Source organism: Bradyrhizobium barranii subsp. apii (assembly GCF_011516635.5).
Lineage (GTDB): Bacteria > Pseudomonadota > Alphaproteobacteria > Rhizobiales > Xanthobacteraceae > Bradyrhizobium > Bradyrhizobium barranii.
This window is the reverse complement of the sequence record NZ_CP096255.1, coordinates 1,512,075-1,527,352: the sequence shown is the minus strand read 5'-3', so window position 1 is coordinate 1,527,352 and position 15,278 is coordinate 1,512,075. Positions and strand designations below refer to the sequence as shown.

9 protein-coding genes and 8 pseudogenes are annotated in these 15,278 nt (G+C 61.4%); 8 read left to right on the top strand and 9 right to left on the bottom strand.

Annotated elements, in window-relative coordinates:
* Positions 1-429: 429 nt before the first annotated feature.
* The 4 genes and pseudogenes from HAP41_RS07245 to HAP41_RS07230 all read left to right on the top strand — a co-directional run.
* Positions 430-642, top strand: a pseudogene (locus HAP41_RS07245) (IS5/IS1182 family transposase); the annotation flags it as partial.
* Positions 643-816: 174 nt separating this feature from the next.
* Entirely contained in the window at positions 817-2,328 is a 1,512-nt protein-coding gene (istA, locus tag HAP41_RS07240) for an IS21 family transposase (RefSeq protein WP_166105319.1), read from the top strand.
* A gap of 14 nt (positions 2,329-2,342) precedes the next feature.
* The gene (istB, locus tag HAP41_RS07235; RefSeq protein WP_166057122.1) at positions 2,343-3,095 is read left to right on the top strand and encodes an IS21-like element helper ATPase IstB; all 753 of its coding nucleotides are present in this window, start codon (positions 2,343-2,345) and stop codon (positions 3,093-3,095) included.
* Positions 3,096-3,118: 23 nt separating this feature from the next.
* Positions 3,119-3,897: pseudogene (locus HAP41_RS07230) on the top strand (IS5 family transposase).
* Positions 3,898-4,070: 173 nt separating this feature from the next.
* On the opposite strand, the pseudogene HAP41_RS07225 reads toward HAP41_RS07230, so the two are convergent.
* The 5 genes and pseudogenes from HAP41_RS07225 to HAP41_RS07205 all read right to left on the bottom strand — a co-directional run bounded on the left by HAP41_RS07225 (position 4,071) and on the right by HAP41_RS07205 (position 6,477).
* Positions 4,071-5,210: pseudogene (locus HAP41_RS07225) on the bottom strand (IS3 family transposase).
* A 54-nt stretch (positions 5,211-5,264) separates the two neighbouring features.
* The gene (tnpB, locus tag HAP41_RS07220; RefSeq protein ID WP_166103996.1) at positions 5,265-5,483 is read right to left on the bottom strand and encodes an IS66 family insertion sequence element accessory protein TnpB; all 219 of its coding nucleotides are present in this window, start codon (positions 5,481-5,483) and stop codon (positions 5,265-5,267) included.
* Positions 5,480-5,902, bottom strand: a complete 423-nt coding sequence (locus tag HAP41_RS07215) for a transposase (RefSeq protein WP_166104000.1) — start codon at positions 5,900-5,902, stop codon at positions 5,480-5,482. The genes tnpB and HAP41_RS07215 overlap by 4 nt, the downstream gene beginning before the upstream one ends.
* A 38-nt stretch (positions 5,903-5,940) precedes the next feature.
* Entirely contained in the window at positions 5,941-6,096 is a 156-nt protein-coding gene (locus tag HAP41_RS07210; protein WP_166051853.1) for a hypothetical protein, read from the bottom strand.
* 189 nt (positions 6,097-6,285) lie between these two features.
* Positions 6,286-6,477: a hypothetical protein gene (locus HAP41_RS07205; RefSeq protein ID WP_166104006.1), complete on the bottom strand. Its 192-nt coding sequence runs from the start codon at positions 6,475-6,477 to the stop codon at positions 6,286-6,288.
* A gap of 854 nt (positions 6,478-7,331) precedes the next feature.
* Between HAP41_RS07205 and HAP41_RS07200 the strand changes: the two are divergent.
* Positions 7,332-7,885, top strand: a pseudogene (locus HAP41_RS07200) (transposase); the annotation flags it as partial.
* Between the two features lie 809 nt (positions 7,886-8,694).
* A pseudogene (tnpC, locus tag HAP41_RS07190) lies at positions 8,695-9,519 on the top strand (IS66 family transposase); the annotation flags it as partial.
* Here the strand turns inward: tnpC and HAP41_RS07185 are convergent.
* Positions 9,501-9,889, bottom strand: a pseudogene (locus tag HAP41_RS07185) (IS5/IS1182 family transposase); the annotation flags it as partial. The pseudogenes tnpC and HAP41_RS07185 overlap by 19 nt on opposite strands.
* A gap of 99 nt (positions 9,890-9,988) precedes the next feature.
* Here HAP41_RS07185 and HAP41_RS07180 point away from each other — a divergent pair.
* Complete coding sequence (locus HAP41_RS07180; RefSeq protein ID WP_166064748.1) at positions 9,989-11,263, top strand: IS256 family transposase; 1,275 nt, start codon at positions 9,989-9,991, stop codon at positions 11,261-11,263.
* A 57-nt stretch (positions 11,264-11,320) separates the two neighbouring features.
* Here HAP41_RS07180 and HAP41_RS07175 read toward each other — a convergent pair.
* From HAP41_RS07175 to HAP41_RS07165, 3 genes and pseudogenes are all read right to left on the bottom strand, one after another.
* A pseudogene (locus tag HAP41_RS07175) lies at positions 11,321-11,530 on the bottom strand (IS5/IS1182 family transposase); the annotation flags it as partial.
* A gap of 173 nt (positions 11,531-11,703) precedes the next feature.
* Positions 11,704-11,844 (bottom strand): annotated as a pseudogene (locus tag HAP41_RS07170) (IS5/IS1182 family transposase); the annotation flags it as partial.
* 84 nt (positions 11,845-11,928) lie between these two features.
* The gene (locus tag HAP41_RS07165) at positions 11,929-12,372 is read right to left on the bottom strand and encodes a hypothetical protein (protein WP_248577186.1); all 444 of its coding nucleotides are present in this window, start codon (positions 12,370-12,372) and stop codon (positions 11,929-11,931) included.
* A gap of 641 nt (positions 12,373-13,013) precedes the next feature.
* On the opposite strand from HAP41_RS07165, the gene nopM reads away from it, so the two are divergent.
* Complete coding sequence (gene nopM, locus HAP41_RS07160) at positions 13,014-14,741, top strand: T3SS effector NEL-type E3 ubiquitin ligase NopM (protein ID WP_175618160.1); 1,728 nt, start codon at positions 13,014-13,016, stop codon at positions 14,739-14,741.
* Positions 14,742-15,278: the final 537 nt, after the last annotated feature.

The following is a 15,278-nucleotide window of genomic DNA, read 5'->3' as shown; positions in this document are numbered from 1 at the left end:
CGCATTGCCTCACCCAGAATGTTACTGGACAACTTTTCGCCGATGATTGGGGCGGTGCCATCGAATTGGTTCGGTGGCGTCTATGCGGGAAAGATCAGCATGCGCGCGCGGCGCGAGGTGGTGTCGGCGGTAACGGAGCGTTACGGGTCGGCCACACGAGCGGAGAAGGGACGGATCCTCGACGAGCGATGCGTGGTGGCAATGATGCGTGGTGGAAATAACGCAGTCGTCTTGAGCCTCCGCGCCCCTATCCCCGATACTGCGCAAGTCAGTCGTACGGTCGCCGCTCTGAAGGTTGGAGGTTGACCACAGTTCCCCTTTCTATTTGAACCCAAAGCAGGCCTGAGTGTCTGTTCCAAAACATGTTGAGTCGAATGAATCGATTGTGATTCAAGGTGAGCGGCCTGATTCGATGGGGACGCGCCGCCAATGTGGACTACCGAGAACCGTGCACGCTACGACCGCAGCCGCCTGCGCTATCCGAGCGACTTGACCGACGAGGAGTGGGCGCTGATCGCGCCTCGCATCCCGCCGGCCAAGCGCGGCGGCAACAAGCGTACGGTGGACCTGCGCGAGATTGCCAACGGGCTGATGTACTGCGGATTCCGATTTATTCCGGCCGGGTATTCCGACTTGAAGCCGGCCATCGTTCCGATTTGAAGCCGGCCACGATTCCGAAATGAAACCGGCCGGCATTCCGATTTGAAGCCGGCCGGGTTTTGGAAGTCGGCGTTTTCGTTTGGGTCAGTCCTTCAGGCATCAAGTCCCTCGTTGATCCACGAGGGGAAGCGGATGCCGGCCAAGAGAGAACTGACCATGCGACAGATACGACAGATGCTGCGGCTTGCCCGTGATGGGGTGAGCGCCCGGGAGATCGGGCGCACGCTCGGGGTGGCGCGCAGCACGATCCAGGACAATCTCAAGCGTGCCTCGACTGCCGGGCTGGCGTGGCCTTTGGCGGGCGATCTGACCGACGCCGTTCTTGAACAACGTCTGTTTGCCCATGCCGGCGTCAGGCGCGGCTTCCGCCGGCGCCGGGAGCCGGATTGGGCCTCGCTGGCCTGTGAGCTGAAGCGGCCTGGCGTCAATCTGATGGTGCTGTGGGAGGAGTACCGGGCGGTCCATCCGGAAGGTTATGGCTACAGCCGGTTCTGCGATTTATTCCGGGAATTCGAGCGGCGGCTGTCTCCGACGATGCGGCAGGACCATCCGGCCGGCGACAAGGTCTTTGTCGATTACTCCGGCAAGAAGATCATGATCGTTGATCGCGCAACCGGGGTTGTGCGCGACGCGGAGATCTTCGTCGCCGTGCTTGGCGCCTCGAATTACACCTACGCCGAGGCGACCTGGACGCAGACACTTCCGGACTGGATCGAGGCTCATGTCCGAATGTTCCGGTTCTTTGGCGGGGTGCCACGCCTCGTCGTCCCTGACAATCTGAAGTCCGGCGTGCACCGGGCGTCGTTCTACGACCCCGAAATCAATCGCAGCTACGGGATGATGGCGTCCCATTACGGCGTTGGCATCCTTCCGGCACGGCCAAGAAAGCCCCGGGATAAGGCAAAAGTGGAAGCCGGAGTGCGTTTTGCCCAGACCTATATCCTCGGGCGGCTTCGCCGGCAGACCTTCTTCTCGCTGGCTGAGGCGAATGCGGCAATCGCCGCCGCGCTGGAGCGCATCAACGCCCACGTCATGCGCCGGATCGGCGTCAGCCGCCGACAATTGTTCGAGACCGTCGAGATGCCTGTCCTGGCGCCGTTGCCGGATGCCGACTATCAGTTCGCGGAATGGCTCCTGGCCCGCGTCTCGCTCGATTATCACGTCGAGGTCGACGGCTTCTTCTACTCAGTTCCACACGGCCTGATCCGGGAGCAGGTCGACGTTCGCGCCACCACCCGGACCATCGAGTTGTTCCATCGGGGTTTGCGTGTTGCTGCTCACCAGCGCCGTTATGGCGGCCGCCGGCACGGCACTGATCCCGATCACATGCCCAGTGCGCATCGGCGTTACGCCGAGTGGACTCCCGATCGATTCCGGCGCTGGGGGCGGTCGATCGGGCCCAACACCGAGGGGCTCGTTCTCGCCATCCTGGCCAATCGGCCTCATCCCGAACAGGGATTCCGGACCTGTCTCGGCGTGCTTCGGCTGTTCAAGGATATTGATCCCGAACGCGCCGAGCTGATCGCGGCCCGCGCGGTCGCGGTCAGCGCACTGACCTACAAGAGCATCGCCTCCATCATCGCCAACAAGCTCGAACGCAGTTCTCGCGATACCGAGGACGCGATCATCGAACATCCCAATCTGCGCGGCCCCGGTTACTTCCATTGAAAGGATTATCCAGCATGCTCACCCATCCCACCCTCGACCTGCTGCATAGCCTTGGTCTCCACGGTATGGCCAAAGGCTTCAAGGACCTCGATGCCCAGTCCGAAGCGCGCAGCCTCGAACACGCCGAATGGCTGGCGTTGCTCCTGGAACACGAGAAAACGCTGCGCCAGCAAAAGCGGTTCGAAAGCAGAGCTCGAGCCGCCAAGCTGCGTCATGCCGCCTGCGTCGAGGATGTCGATTACCGCGCTATCCGCGGCCTCGACCGCACGCTCTTTCTAAAACTCGCCGCTGGCGACTGGATCCGGGCACGACATAATCTCCTTGTTACCGGGCCGTGCGGCGTCGGCAAGAGCTGGCTCGCTTGTGCCCTCGGCAACAAGGCTTGCCGAGACGACTTCTCAGTTGCCTACCATCGTGTGCCGCGTCTCTTCGCCGCTCTCGCACTCGGCCGCGCCGATGGCCGCTATACCAAGATGCTGCGGGCGATCGCACGACTTGATCTGCTGATCCTGGACGACTGGGGACCAGAACCTCTCGACGCCGACCAGCGCCGTGATTTGCTCGAAATCGTCGAGGATCGATACGAAGCCCGCTCGATTATCGTCACCAGCCAGCTGCCCGTCGATCGCTGGTACGAAATCATCGGCAACCCCACCATCGCCGACGCGATTCTCGATCGCCTCGTCCACAATGCCTACCGCATCGAACTCAAAGGAGAGAGCCTCAGGAAGCAGAAGCAACCCGCTCAAGATCAACCGGTCTCTTGACCTTCCCAGCCCTCGACGACATCATGAAATTGACCCATGCGAACGACGCCACGGGTGGCCGGCTTCAGATCGGAATACCCGGCCGGCTTCGAATTGGAATGCATGGCCGGCTTCGTCGGAATCCGCAGATGTACATCCTGAGCACAGGTTGCCAGTGGCGCGCGATCCCCAAGGACCTGCCGCCGCGCTCGACGCTGTATGGCTACTTCGATCTGTGGAGCTGGAACGGCACGCTCGATAAAATTCATCACGCCCTCTATGTCGAATGTCGCGAAAGGGCCGAGCGCGAGGCTTCTCCCACCGCCGCCATCATCGATAGCCAGAGCGTGAAAAGCGCTGAAAAAGGGGGCCTCATGATCTCCATGGCTACGACGCGGGCAAGAAGATCAAGGGCAAGAAGCGGCACATTCTCGTCGACACGCAAGGCCTCTTGATGCACGCCATCGTGCATGCGGCGGACATCCAGGATCGCGACGGCGGCGTGCTCCTGATGGCAACGTTGTTCGGCCTCTATCCCTTTCTTCTGAAGCTCTACGCCGACGGCGGATATCAAGGGCCACATTTCCAGAAGGGGCTGCGTAGCGCTCTGAAGCGCGTGAACCTCGAAATCGTCAAACGCTCCGATCAGGCTCACCGTTTCGTCGTCTTGCCCAAACGCTGGATCGTCGAGCGTACCTTTGCCTGGCTCGGGCGATGCCGAAGACTGTCCAAAGATTGGGAATGCTTCAATCACAGGGCGCTCGCCTTTCTCAAGCTGGCCTCCATCCGACTCATGCTGCGAAAGCTATGCAATCCAAGGTAATCTTTCCGGACAGACTCTGAGAGAACAGAGCTGGTCCCGGTTGTTTGGACAGGGCCCCGCGAAAATTAAGTGGATTCCTGCCGGGTTATGCTGAGCGCGGGGCTTTACGATTTTGCTGTGGCGTCGGGAGGGCGCAAGCCCGACCAGAGCCGCAGCAAAATCGTTGGCGACGATCATGCGGCCGTCACCATCGTTTGCGCGCCGAAGTAAGCCTCGTCGGGCGTGCGTTCGTCAAGGCTCGAGTGAGGACGTCCTCGATTGTAGAACGCCAGATATTTGGAAATCGATGCTCGCGCCTCGAGCACGCTGTCGTAAGCACGCAGATAGACTTCCTCGTATTTGACAGTGCGCCACAGCCGCTCGACGAACACGTTGTCGCGCCAGGCACCCTTGCCGTCCATGCTGATGGCGATGTTCGCGTCCAGCAGCACGCCGGTGAAGTCGAGGCTGGTGAACTGGCTACCCTGATCCGTGTTGAAGAAGATCTCGGGCCTGCCGTGCTTCGCCAACGCCTCCTGGAGCGCTTCGACGCAGAATATCGTCTCCATCGTGATCGATACGCGATGGACCAATACCCTTCGGCTGAACACATCGACGACCGCGGCGAGGTAAACGAATCCACGTCGCATCGGAATGTAGCTGATGTCCATTGCCCAGACCTGGTTCGGCCGCTCGATCTTCAATCCGCGCAATAGGTACGGGTAGATCTTGTGGCCCGGTGCGGGCTTGCTCGTGTTCGGACGGCGATAGATCGCCTCGATCCCCATGCGCTTCATCAGCGTCGCGAGCGTCCCGACGTGGCGGCGGCCAACCTGCATGCCCTCACGCTGCAACAGCGATCGCAGCATGCGCCCCCCTGCGAAGGGATAATCGAGGTACAGCTCATCGAGCCGGCGCATCAAGACGAGTCCTCGGCCGAAACCGGCCGAGGTTCGTAGTAAACCGTACTGCGGGCAAGGTTCAGGACCTTCGCCTGGCGCACGACAGACAGATCATGGTCGCGGTCGATCATCGCTTTGCGCTCAGCAGGGCCGCCTTGGTGAGCGCGCCGGACAAAAAATCGTTCTCCAACGCAAGCTCGCCGATCTTGCCATGTAACGCTTCAAATCGACCGGCGCCTCGGCCGGTCCGTTGTCCTGCCCAAACACTCCGGCGGCGCCTTCCAGGAGTTGGGACTTGCAGGTCGTGATCTGGTTCGGATGGACATCAAACAGTTGCGCCAGCTCGGCCAATGTCTTCTCCCCCTTCACGGCCGCCAAAGCCACCTTTGCCTTGAATGCCGGAGAATGCGTCCGGCGACTCCTCTTCGTCATCTTCGCTCCTGTTTCGCGGCAAGAAGCCTCGCCGCTCTCAGGCAGAAAATCCACTCAAGCTACTGTCCGAATTTGCGGAGCCAGCTCTTCTGACAAAGGGACGTACAATGAAACGAGCTGTGCTCGTTTCGATCGGAACACGAAGGCTGCGCCGCTGAACGGGTCGAGACGAAGCATCTCCTGCACCTTCGCCGCAAGCCCATCGTGGCCACAGCGGAAGTCGATCGGCCGCGTCGCGATGTAAATCTTCAGATCGGCACCGGCCGCGATCATCGTGACGCTCGGACTGCGCGGATCACCCGGGACAGCTGCTCGCCATCTATGGCTGTGTCCGTCCGCAGCACAACATCGCCGATCGCGATCTCAAGCTTGATCGCCGGAACCTGACGCTCCTCCAACGCGCTTTCCACGACCAGCGCTGCGAATGTCGACTGCGATGCCTCGCACGGCGCCAACATGCCTCGCTGTCGAAAGCGGCGTCGCCAATCGCAAATATGCCAGCGCGTCGCTCCGTGCTTGCGCGCCACCTCGGACACCTGGGCACCAGATAGCAGACTCTCGGCGACGATCCGGGCTCTCTCAGCCTCCGAACACACACGGCGCCCCGACGGTCCTTCGAGGACCTCCAGCCGGCTCACCAGCCCTACCGGTGAGCCGCCCAAATGGACGTCCTTTTTGCTGTCCAATCCCATCCAAACCTCCGTTCCAAGCCGGAGGCTTCTTCGCACATTCATTCTAACTCTGAAGCCAGGGTATCGGCTTCGCGCTTACGCTTGTTGCCTTCGCCGCCAACTCCGATTGCGGCGACCAGCACGAGATCGTCGCCGAGATGCAGCCCGTCGATTTGGACCACCAGATGGTCGAGCGCGGACAGATCGGCAGCCATGAAGTCAGCCAGCCGCGCCGCCCGGCTGCCCGCAATTGTCGGTTCTGCGTGCGGCCCACAAGCTCGCCACGATCGCATGACGATCAAGCCCATTGCCCACGTCTCGAGGCCCGCGTAACATTCACTCCCGTCGGCCCGACGTAGTTCAACACCGATCGGGACATCCCCACGGTCATCAGCGCAGCCTCCTCAATAGCCGAGCTGCAGGCGACGCAGAATCTTCCGCTTTCGGCGCGCCCGACGCTCTGGGGTGATATGGATTATCTGGGCCGGGCCCGCGATGGCAGGGCGCACCGACCGCGTCAGCGGCCTCACCATCTCGTCGCAAAACGAGGCCATGAACTGCAGAGGCGCGAGGGCGAGATCGACAAAGAACAGCATGTGGCTACTCCTTTCTTTAAGCCGTAGTTGTTTCGCACCAGATCGAGTAGGTCGCACTCTGTCTGGCGGCGCTCGAACTCCTCACCTACCAACAGATCATCGACAGTTCGCACGCGCCCGAATTGCGCGCGGTATCCCGTGTCGTGCTCCAGACCGTCCCCCACAGCGAAACCGTACCCACAGCGAGAGCAACCAGATCACCCTGGTCGGCAGACGGCAACAGAAGCGGAGAGCGCCAGACGGCTGCAAGCTTTGCTCCTTCATCGGCCGTGCGCTCGGTGATCCCGAGGGATCGGTCCTATCAGTGGATGAGTTCACCGCGCGCCGGTGGGCAAGGTGCCCAAGCTATCCGAGCAGCATTTCCATACTAGAGAAGACTGCTCACCGACTGTTCATTTCGCGGGCCGGCTTGTGTCCCCGATCGCAACATTCTTAAACCCGGCGCCGTTCATTTCCGCGGCAACGGCCTCTGCTTCCTCAATCGTCCGGCACGGCTGAATGACCGACCGCTCCGACGTCCGCTTGCGAAGATCACTACGGTTCTCCCTCCAATTCCAGAGGAAACATGCTGCTCTATTGGCGGCTTGGCAATGCGGGATCCTACGGGGTTGCGGTATTTTTGAGCTGCCCCAAGCCCCCAGGGTCCTGCGGGAGAGACGCCTATTCTTGGCGACGACGTTGCCGGACGACATACACCAAGGCTCACCCGCAGAACGGATTGCCCCTTAAATGGCGTGAGCCGTCCTTCGGTTGTCATCCCGCCCCGGCGCGATCGAGTCCTGCTTGTCCCTCTGACTTGAAGGATGGAGGAGTATGCGCCTGGTGCCGACCGCGATCCGGACGGCCGGCGCCCCCTAGCGAGCTATTTCGGGCTGAACCCGCGGGTGCGGCAGTCGGGACTGGGAGCCGCCCATCACGTCGCATCAGCGAGATCGGGCGCAGTCACGCGCGCGCCATGCTGGTCGAGGCGGCCTGGGCAGCGGCCAAGGCGCCCGGTCCACTGCGTGCTTTTTTCGTGCGCATCCGCACCCGGCGCGGCCATCAGATCGCCGCGGTCGCCGTGGCTCGCAAGCTTACTGTGCTCTGCTGGCATTTGCTGACGAAGAGCGAGGATTACCTGTGGGCGCACCCGGCGCTGGTCGCCAACAAGACCCGCGCGATGCAACTTCAAGCCGGACATCCCCAACAGAAAGGTAACCGCCGTGGACCAGCCTATGCCTGCAACATCAAGGCGCTGCGCGACTGCGAGATGTTGATTGCCGCCCAGGCCGATCAAAGCTACGATTCGTGTCGCAATGGCAGCCGCGTCGGGCAAAAACCGGCGCGCGGGCGCCTCAGCTGGGCAAGACAAAATAGGCAGTCTGGTGACCCAAGCGGTGGCAAATTGGAATTTGGTTGCAGACTGTGATCAAGCACCTTTTTCGACGCTCAAGATTTCGCGCGCCTGCAACACACACGACCGATCTGGTGGAAATCTGAAGTGGACCACGTGGATAGGACTACTTGATCCGGTTTCGATCCGACCGCTCTGGGACCCTTATCATGTTGCCAACCGGCAGAGGTGCTGGACAAGTTGCTGTCATGAGTGAGAACAGGTGTTCCGACGGAGTTCGCCCTGGGCGCCGCGATCGGAATGATGGATCAATCTGGCCAAACTCCTGAATAGGATAGCAGATACCCCCGCGATGGCCCAATCGATCCTACGATTGCTGTCGACCAGTTGCAGTCCCTGGATGAGAAGATCGCCCATTTAGAACAAGAACTGGGGATGTCCCGGGTTCTGTTGAATTTCCGAAGAGGTCGGCGTTGCCCACCTTGAGCCGGTAGGCTCGGGGTGCTGATTCCACAAAGGAGAGCAACGCCATGACAAGAGATATCACACCGGCTGGTTGGCCGGCGACCGGGGCGGTGGACGAAGCGTTTGCAGAAGTGCGGGCGAGCTTCGATCGGTTCTGCCTTGCGGCAGGGATCGAGGCGCTCGGCACGATGATGGAGGCGGATGTTGTGGCGGGCCGCGCCACGATCGCGAGGCGGCGCGGCGGACGCACCTTGGGCCGAACGCGGGGACGGATCGGCTTCCACGGCGGCAAGATCGAGGTCGAGCGCCCGCGGGTCCGGGGCGTGGATGGCGGCGAGGTCACGATCCCGAGCTGGGAAACGGCGGCGCAGGAGGATTGGCTCGGTCGCGGGGCGATGAACCTGATGCTGATCAATGTGCGCATCTACGACGTACTGAAACTGCGGCTCAGGTGCCAGGCCCTCATCCACGGCGACGAAACAACGGTTCAGGTATTGAAGGAAAAGGACAAGGAAGCCTCCAGCACCTCGTACATGTGGGCCTATTGCAGCGGCGAGGACAGTGAGCAGCCGATTGTGCTGTTCGATTATCAGCCTGGTCGTGGGCAGGAACACCCGCAGACCTTCCTTGGCGACTACCGCGGCATCTTGATGAGTGACGGTTACTCGGCCTGGCGCACGTTGAAAGGCGCCACGCATATCGGATGCGTGGCCCACGCCAGGCGGCGCTTTGTCGACGCCCTCAAAGCGAGGAAGAAACCCGGCGGGCTGCCGGCGCAAGCCCTCAAGTTCTTCGACCAACTCTACCGGATTGAAAGACAGGTGCGTGAAGAAAAACCGGATGACGGCGAAACGCGGGCCAATTACAGGCGCCGCTTCCGCCAGCAACACAGCATTCCTGTCCTGAACACTCTCAAGGCATGGCTCGAAGCAATCGCCGCAAAGGTCGTGCCCGACACCAAGCTCGGCGATGCTGTCTCCTATACGCTCAATCAGTGGGAATATCTGACGCGCTACAACGAGGACGGCGAGATGCCGATCCACAACAACCTTCTTGAGCGCGACATCAGAATCTTCGCCTGTGGCAGGAAAAATTGGCTCTTCAGCGATACCGTTGATGGAGCCAGCGCCAGTGCCGTTGTCTATAGCCTGGTGCTGACCTGTCGCGCCTGTAGCGTTGAGCCCTTCGCATGGTTGCGACATGTCCTCACCGAATTGCCCCAGCGGGCGCGGCCTTTGAGGTAGCAGCGGCCGAGGCGTCCTTCAGCCTTCAAATGGCCGATCACGGGCTCGATAGCGGAACGGCGCCGCAGCTAGCGCTTGATAGTGCCGAAGACGCCGCGCTTCTGGCCGGAGATGAAGACGCGGCGCGGGTTCTGTGCGTCATGGCCGCGGTATCCCTTGTCGACAAAGGCGCGCTCGATCGCGCACCCGGTGAGTGTCTCGGTTCGGTCGATGACGTCCCGCAGGGTGTGACCGTCGTAAGGGTTATCGGGCAGCGCTTGGCGTGCAGCACGAACTGGCCGCCGGGAGCAGGCCGGTTGTTGGTGACTATGGAAGCCTTCACGCCGAACTCGTAAGGCGCGCTGGCCTTACCCTTGCCGATGCACTCCACGGGGATGTCCCGGGTTCTGTTGAATTTCTGAAGAGGTCGGCGTTGCCCACCTTGAGCCGGTAGGCTCGGGGTGCTGATTCCACAAAGGAGAGCAACGCCATGACGAGAGATATCACACCGGCTGGTTGGCCGGCGACCGGGGCTGTGGAGAAATCATTTGCGGAAGTGCGAGCGAGCTTCGATCGGTTCTGCCTTGCGGCAGGAATCGAGGCGCTCGGCACGATGATGGAGGCGGATGTGACAGCGGCCTGCGGGCCGCGCCACGGTCGTGATGCGGCGCGGCGGGCGCACCGTTGGGGCCGAACGCGGGGGCGGATCGGTTTCCACGGCGGCAAGATCGAGGTCGATCGCCCGCGGGTCCGGGGCATGGACGGCCGCGAGGTCACGATCCCGAGCTGGGAAACGGCGGCGCAGGAGGACTGGCTCGGTCGCTGGGCGATGAACCTGATGCTGATCAATGTGTCGACGCGCCGGTTCGGCCGCGCCGTCCGGCTGCCCGAGGGTGACGTGCCGGCACCGCCCGGATCGGGGATTTCGAAGTCGGCGGCCTCGCGGAGGTTCGTGGCTCTGTCGGCGGCGCGGCTGGCCGACTTCATGGCTGCCGATCTGTCCGCGCTCGACCTTCTGGTGGTCCAAATCGACGGGCTGCATCTCGACGACGATCTCGTGCTGGTGGCCGCGATCGGGGTTGACGGCGAAGGCAACAAGCATCCGCTGGCGCTGGTGGAAGGGGCGACCGAGAATGCAGCAACGGTTCAGGCCCTGCTGGACAACCTGGTCTCGCGCGGGCTCGACCCGACGGTGCCAAGACTGTTCATCGCCGACGGCGCGAAGGCGTTGTCGAAGGCGATCCGCCGCACCTTCGGTTCGGCCGCTGCGATCCAGCGCTGCCAGATCCACAAGGCGCGCAACATCATGGAACGCCTGCCGAAAGAGCATCATGCGGCCACCCGCCGGGTGCTGCGCCAGGCCTGGGAGCTCGATGACGCCGACAAGGCTGAAAAATTGATCCGCAATCTCGCGCGTCGACTCGACCAGCAATGGCCCGGCGTTGCGGCCAGTATCCTCGAAGGCCTCGACGAAATCCTGACTGTCGTCCGGTTGAAGTTGCCGAAGGAGCTTCGCCGATCGCTCGCCTGTACCAATATCGCCGAGAACATGATGGGCACCATTCGCCGCGTCACGCGCAACGTTAAACGCTGGCGGGATGCCGGTATGGCCTTGCGATGGGTCGCGGCCGGTATGATCGAGGCCAACAAGGGCTTCCGACGATTGAAGGCGCATAAGCAATTGTCGGTTCTGCGTGCGGCCCTTCAAGCTCACCACGATCGCATGACAATCAAGTCCGTTGCCCACGTCACGAGGGCTGCGTAATATTCATTCCGGCAACGTCGACCCGACGTAGTTCAACAGCGATCGGGACATCCCCCACTCCACCTCGGGGGCATGGAAGGAATACAGCTTCCAGCCGCGCTGGCGCTGCTGCTGCGAGCGGATCTGCGTGGCCCGGCTCAACGGGAGTGCGAACGCCTCTTCGAGCGCATCCTGGCCTTCGATCTTGCGGCGGATGTCGCGGATGATCCGGCCCAGGCGGCTGCGCACGATGCGCAACTGCCGCTGGTGCCGCTTGAACGTAAGCGCGACTTTCTCGTCACATTGAATCTCGCATAGAATCAGTCGGCCCCTACGAGAGCCAGTGGATTCGCTGCTGGACGAGAGATTATGTTATATCAGGCCGGGTTTTCGGCGCTGCGGCTTTTGGGGAAGTTGAGAGGGAGTAGATCTTCAGTATCGTCGTCGTCGCGGCGCGTCGGTTAAGAAGCCGATTTGAGTGGCGTGCGGTGGCTGGTGACTGAGAAGAAGGCAGCCAGGAAGAGGTACCAAAGAGCCCTTAGCCAGGCGAGGACGCGGCGGAAATTGTAACCGACGGCGGAGAGGATGACGTTGGCGGCATCGTCGACGAGCTATCCGCCCACGGCGACATCAGCCCCTGAGTCGGTTCTGCAGTGCCTGCCGATTGGCAACGAGGTTGCTGAGGTTCAGCAGGTGTGGCTCCCGTCCTTGCTCCAATTGCCTAACCAGCGCCCGCGTGCCGTCCACCACGAAGACGCCGCAATCATAGCCGTTCCGCTGCCGGGCCATGCCGGCTCCAGGCGGAGGTCCAGCCGACTTGCGGGATGTTCTGCATCCTTGTTGTTGAGTCCGCCGTAGGAATCGTAGTGATAGGCGACCGGCCGGCCCCGGTCGCTGCGATCAACGAACAGCAGCGACCAGTGGTTGCCGAGGCTATTAGGATCTTCAGGATCGGCATTAATCACGAGCAGGAACAGGAAGTCGGCTGCATCATTACCATTATCATCATCGACGATGCGCTGGAATTCGGTTCGCACGACGCCATCGTCGTCAGAGCGCAGATAATTTAGAACGATGAGGGGATTCACGAACCGCGTCCGGGCGGCGAGATTTGGATGGTACCTCTGCAAATCCTGCTCCTGGAGCCGGTGATCCCTGTCGATATGCTCGTCGCCCAGCCATTCCGTCCTCGAGCACCAGCCCGCGGCCGTGGGACGAGGCTGTCGGACCTAAAGCCCCGATCTGAGCATCAGCGGAGGTGCTCGGAAACGGCCGTACAGAATTAGCATCGTCGCGTGATTCAGACGGCGTGGGCGCAGTCAGATCAACCAATGGAAAACCGCCGTAGGTGTCTGAGCGAGTCCTGGCAGCGGGCGCCGGCGCTGCTTCCATTGCGGAGGACCTCCTCAAGCCCCGAAATAAGGCGAGCATCCTCGGAATAAAGAGGCGGGCTTACTTCTGTCACCGCTGGCAACCGAGCGACCCGGGGTTCTGCAGCGACACTCGTCAGCTGATCGACAGGTAGGCCTGCTAAGGGCAGAACGCTGCCACGTTGACGGTCCTCCGGGACTTAATCTGGTCAACGAAATGGCAGGAAGCCTCGCAGCAGTAGCGATCCATTTGCCGCATTTGGGCTCATGTGAACCTGTACCGGCTCGAGTCGGGCGGGAGCCGCAGCGCACGTGCGCTGGCTCTCGAATGATCATGACAACCAGCCTGCTTCGCGACCTTGAGAAGCGGGGGCATTCTTGTTCTGACGATGGAGAAATTGATGAACACAGGACAGGCACAGCGGAGTGCAGGTTCTTCCTCGGACGCTTCTGAAGAGGGGGAGCAGGAAAGTTACCTCAGCGGCTTCAGCCGAGCCGTGGCGGATTTGGTCGAAGCCATGACAGGATATCGGACCCCGGCCTCCGCGCGCGCGCAGATCCTGGACAACTGGGTTGCCGAAGAGGGGCAGGGCGAAGCCGAGAATCGGCGACAGGGGCGCACACGAATTAGGGTTTCGGACAACGCGGGCTCGCACTTGCTGGATTTGTCCTCCCTCTCCCTGACCGCTTTGCCCGCCGCCCTGCCGCCAAGATTGCTTGAACTGCGCGCCAGGCACAACGAGCTAAGCAGCCTGCCCGCTAGCTTCCCACCCGGTCTTCAGCATCTTCTCATTAGCCATAACCGGTTGATCAGTTTGCCGGACGCTCTTCCGGCGACCCTCTCTCGGCTGGAGGTGGCCGATAACAGCTTGACCAGTCTGCCGGCCAACCTTCCGGCTCGGCTCGAGATCCTGAACGCAAGCGACAACCGACTAACTAGCCTGCCGGACGCTCTCCCGAGCAGGCTCACCTCGCTCGCGGTTAGTGGCAATCAGCTGACCGACCTCCCCGACTCCCTCCCATCGGGGCTCATTGAACTCGATGTCAGCAGCAATCAATTGGCCAACCTCCCCGCCCCTCTTCCGAGCACGCTCCAATCGCTCAATCTCAGCGGTAACCGGCTGACCAGCCTACCTGAGGATCTTTTATCGAGTTTTAGCTACCCGCATTTGGAGAACCTCGAGTTCGGGGATAACCCGCTGCCGGACGACGTCCTCGCTAATCTGGCGGCGGCTGAAGCGCCACCTCAGCTTGCGCAGCAATCTCTGTATGAGGCTGCCGCGCACTGGCTGGGAGACGCCCCCTCGGCACCGGCCGAATGGCAGCACTTTGCGGATGAGCCCGGCGCGCAGGACTACGCACGGTTCCTAGAGAGGCTACGAGAGACCGTTAATTATGGCAATCACGAGTTTCGGCAGAGAGTGGCTGATGATCTGCGGCAGGCGGCGGCCAATCCGAGATTGCGCGAGCAGTTTTTTGCACAGGCTTCCGAGGCCAACGCGAGCTGCGAGGATCGAGTTACCTTGCACTGGAACGGTATGCAGACCGCGCGCCTCAACGCTGATGTCGAGGGCGGCGTCTATGACGATCGTCTTGGCGAACTGATCCAGCGCGGCCGTGTTGCGTTCCGCTTGGAGGCGCTTGACGAGATCGCGCGCGACAGGGTCAACTCGCTCCTCAGCCTCGACCCAGACATAGACGACGTGGAAGTCTACTTGGCCTATCAACATCGGCTGCGCGAGCCGCTGGAGCTCAGTCACGTCGCCCCTGACATGCGCTTCCTGGCGGTCTCTCGCGTAAGCGAGGATGATGCGACGGAGGCGCTGGACCTGGTCCGGGAGCGGGAAGCGAACCAATTCACCGACTATATGGCCACCCGCTGGCAACCTTGGGAGACGGTGCTGAGGCGCATCGCACCGGACGAACATGCAGCGATGCAGGACCGGCTTGTCGAAGCCATGGGCGAAGAGTTTCAAAGCCGTCTGGATCAGCGACTGGCCGAACATGGTCTGGTAGGCGACGTCGATGCCGAGCGGGTGCTCGGAGCCCAAGTCCGAAACCAAATCGCAGCCGAGATAAAAGGCGAGGTCATGCACCGGCTGCTCGCAGAGCGTGGCCTAGAACAATGAGACTCAAGAGTCCCGCAGGGATATTTTCATTGCTCTATGGGGCTGCTTCAAGATGGATTCCCGCAATCGACATCATCCTTGAGCTGACGATTGGCGCTCGAGCCAGAGGCTGAGGCGCGGCCCGTTGAGGGCCGCACGCATCTACCGCCGTGAAGATCGCCCGGTGTGCGGCAGCGTGAAATGGTCGGCGTGCAGCCGGTTCGAAACTGCTCAGAAGACTTCGCCGACGAAGGATCCCTCCAATGACGGATTCTTCGGCTTGGCGACCCAACAAAAAGCAGAGTGGTAGTACTCTTCCTGCCGCATCTTGAATGGGGATCGCAAGGCGCTCGAACGGCGCCGCGCACCTACTCGAGAAAAATACATAAATACGTGAAGATCATTGAGCGCTTATTCGAACCTTCTCCTCTCAGGATTTGCAGCAGCAATCCGGGGAGATGCAGCGGGCTGCCGTATCCGGCCGCGTCGCAATCATGAACCACGGCAAACCAGATCGATTATGATGTCGGTCGATGAATTTCGTCGGCTCAAACCGAA

Coding starts and splice junctions, on each gene's coding strand:
- nopM (WP_175618160.1), top strand. CDS start 13,014: ATGAACACAGGACAGGCACAGCGGAGTGCAGGTTCTTCCTCGGACGCT.
- HAP41_RS07215 (WP_166104000.1), bottom strand. CDS start 5,902: ATGGGATTGGACAGCAAAAAGGACGTCCATTTGGGCGGCTCACCGGTA.
- istA (WP_166105319.1), top strand. CDS start 817: ATGCGACAGATACGACAGATGCTGCGGCTTGCCCGTGATGGGGTGAGC.
- HAP41_RS07180 (WP_166064748.1), top strand. CDS start 9,989: ATGACGAGAGATATCACACCGGCTGGTTGGCCGGCGACCGGGGCTGTG.
- HAP41_RS07210 (WP_166051853.1), bottom strand. CDS start 6,096: ATGGCTGCCGATCTGTCCGCGCTCGACCATCTGGTGGTCCAAATCGAC.
- istB (WP_166057122.1), top strand. CDS start 2,343: ATGCTCACCCATCCCACCCTCGACCTGCTGCATAGCCTTGGTCTCCAC.
- tnpB (WP_166103996.1), bottom strand. CDS start 5,483: ATGATCGCGGCCGGTGCCGATCTGAAGATTTACATCGCGACGCGGCCG.
- HAP41_RS07205 (WP_166104006.1), bottom strand. CDS start 6,477: ATGCTGTTCTTTGTCGATCTCGCCCTCGCGCCTCTGCAGTTCATGGCC.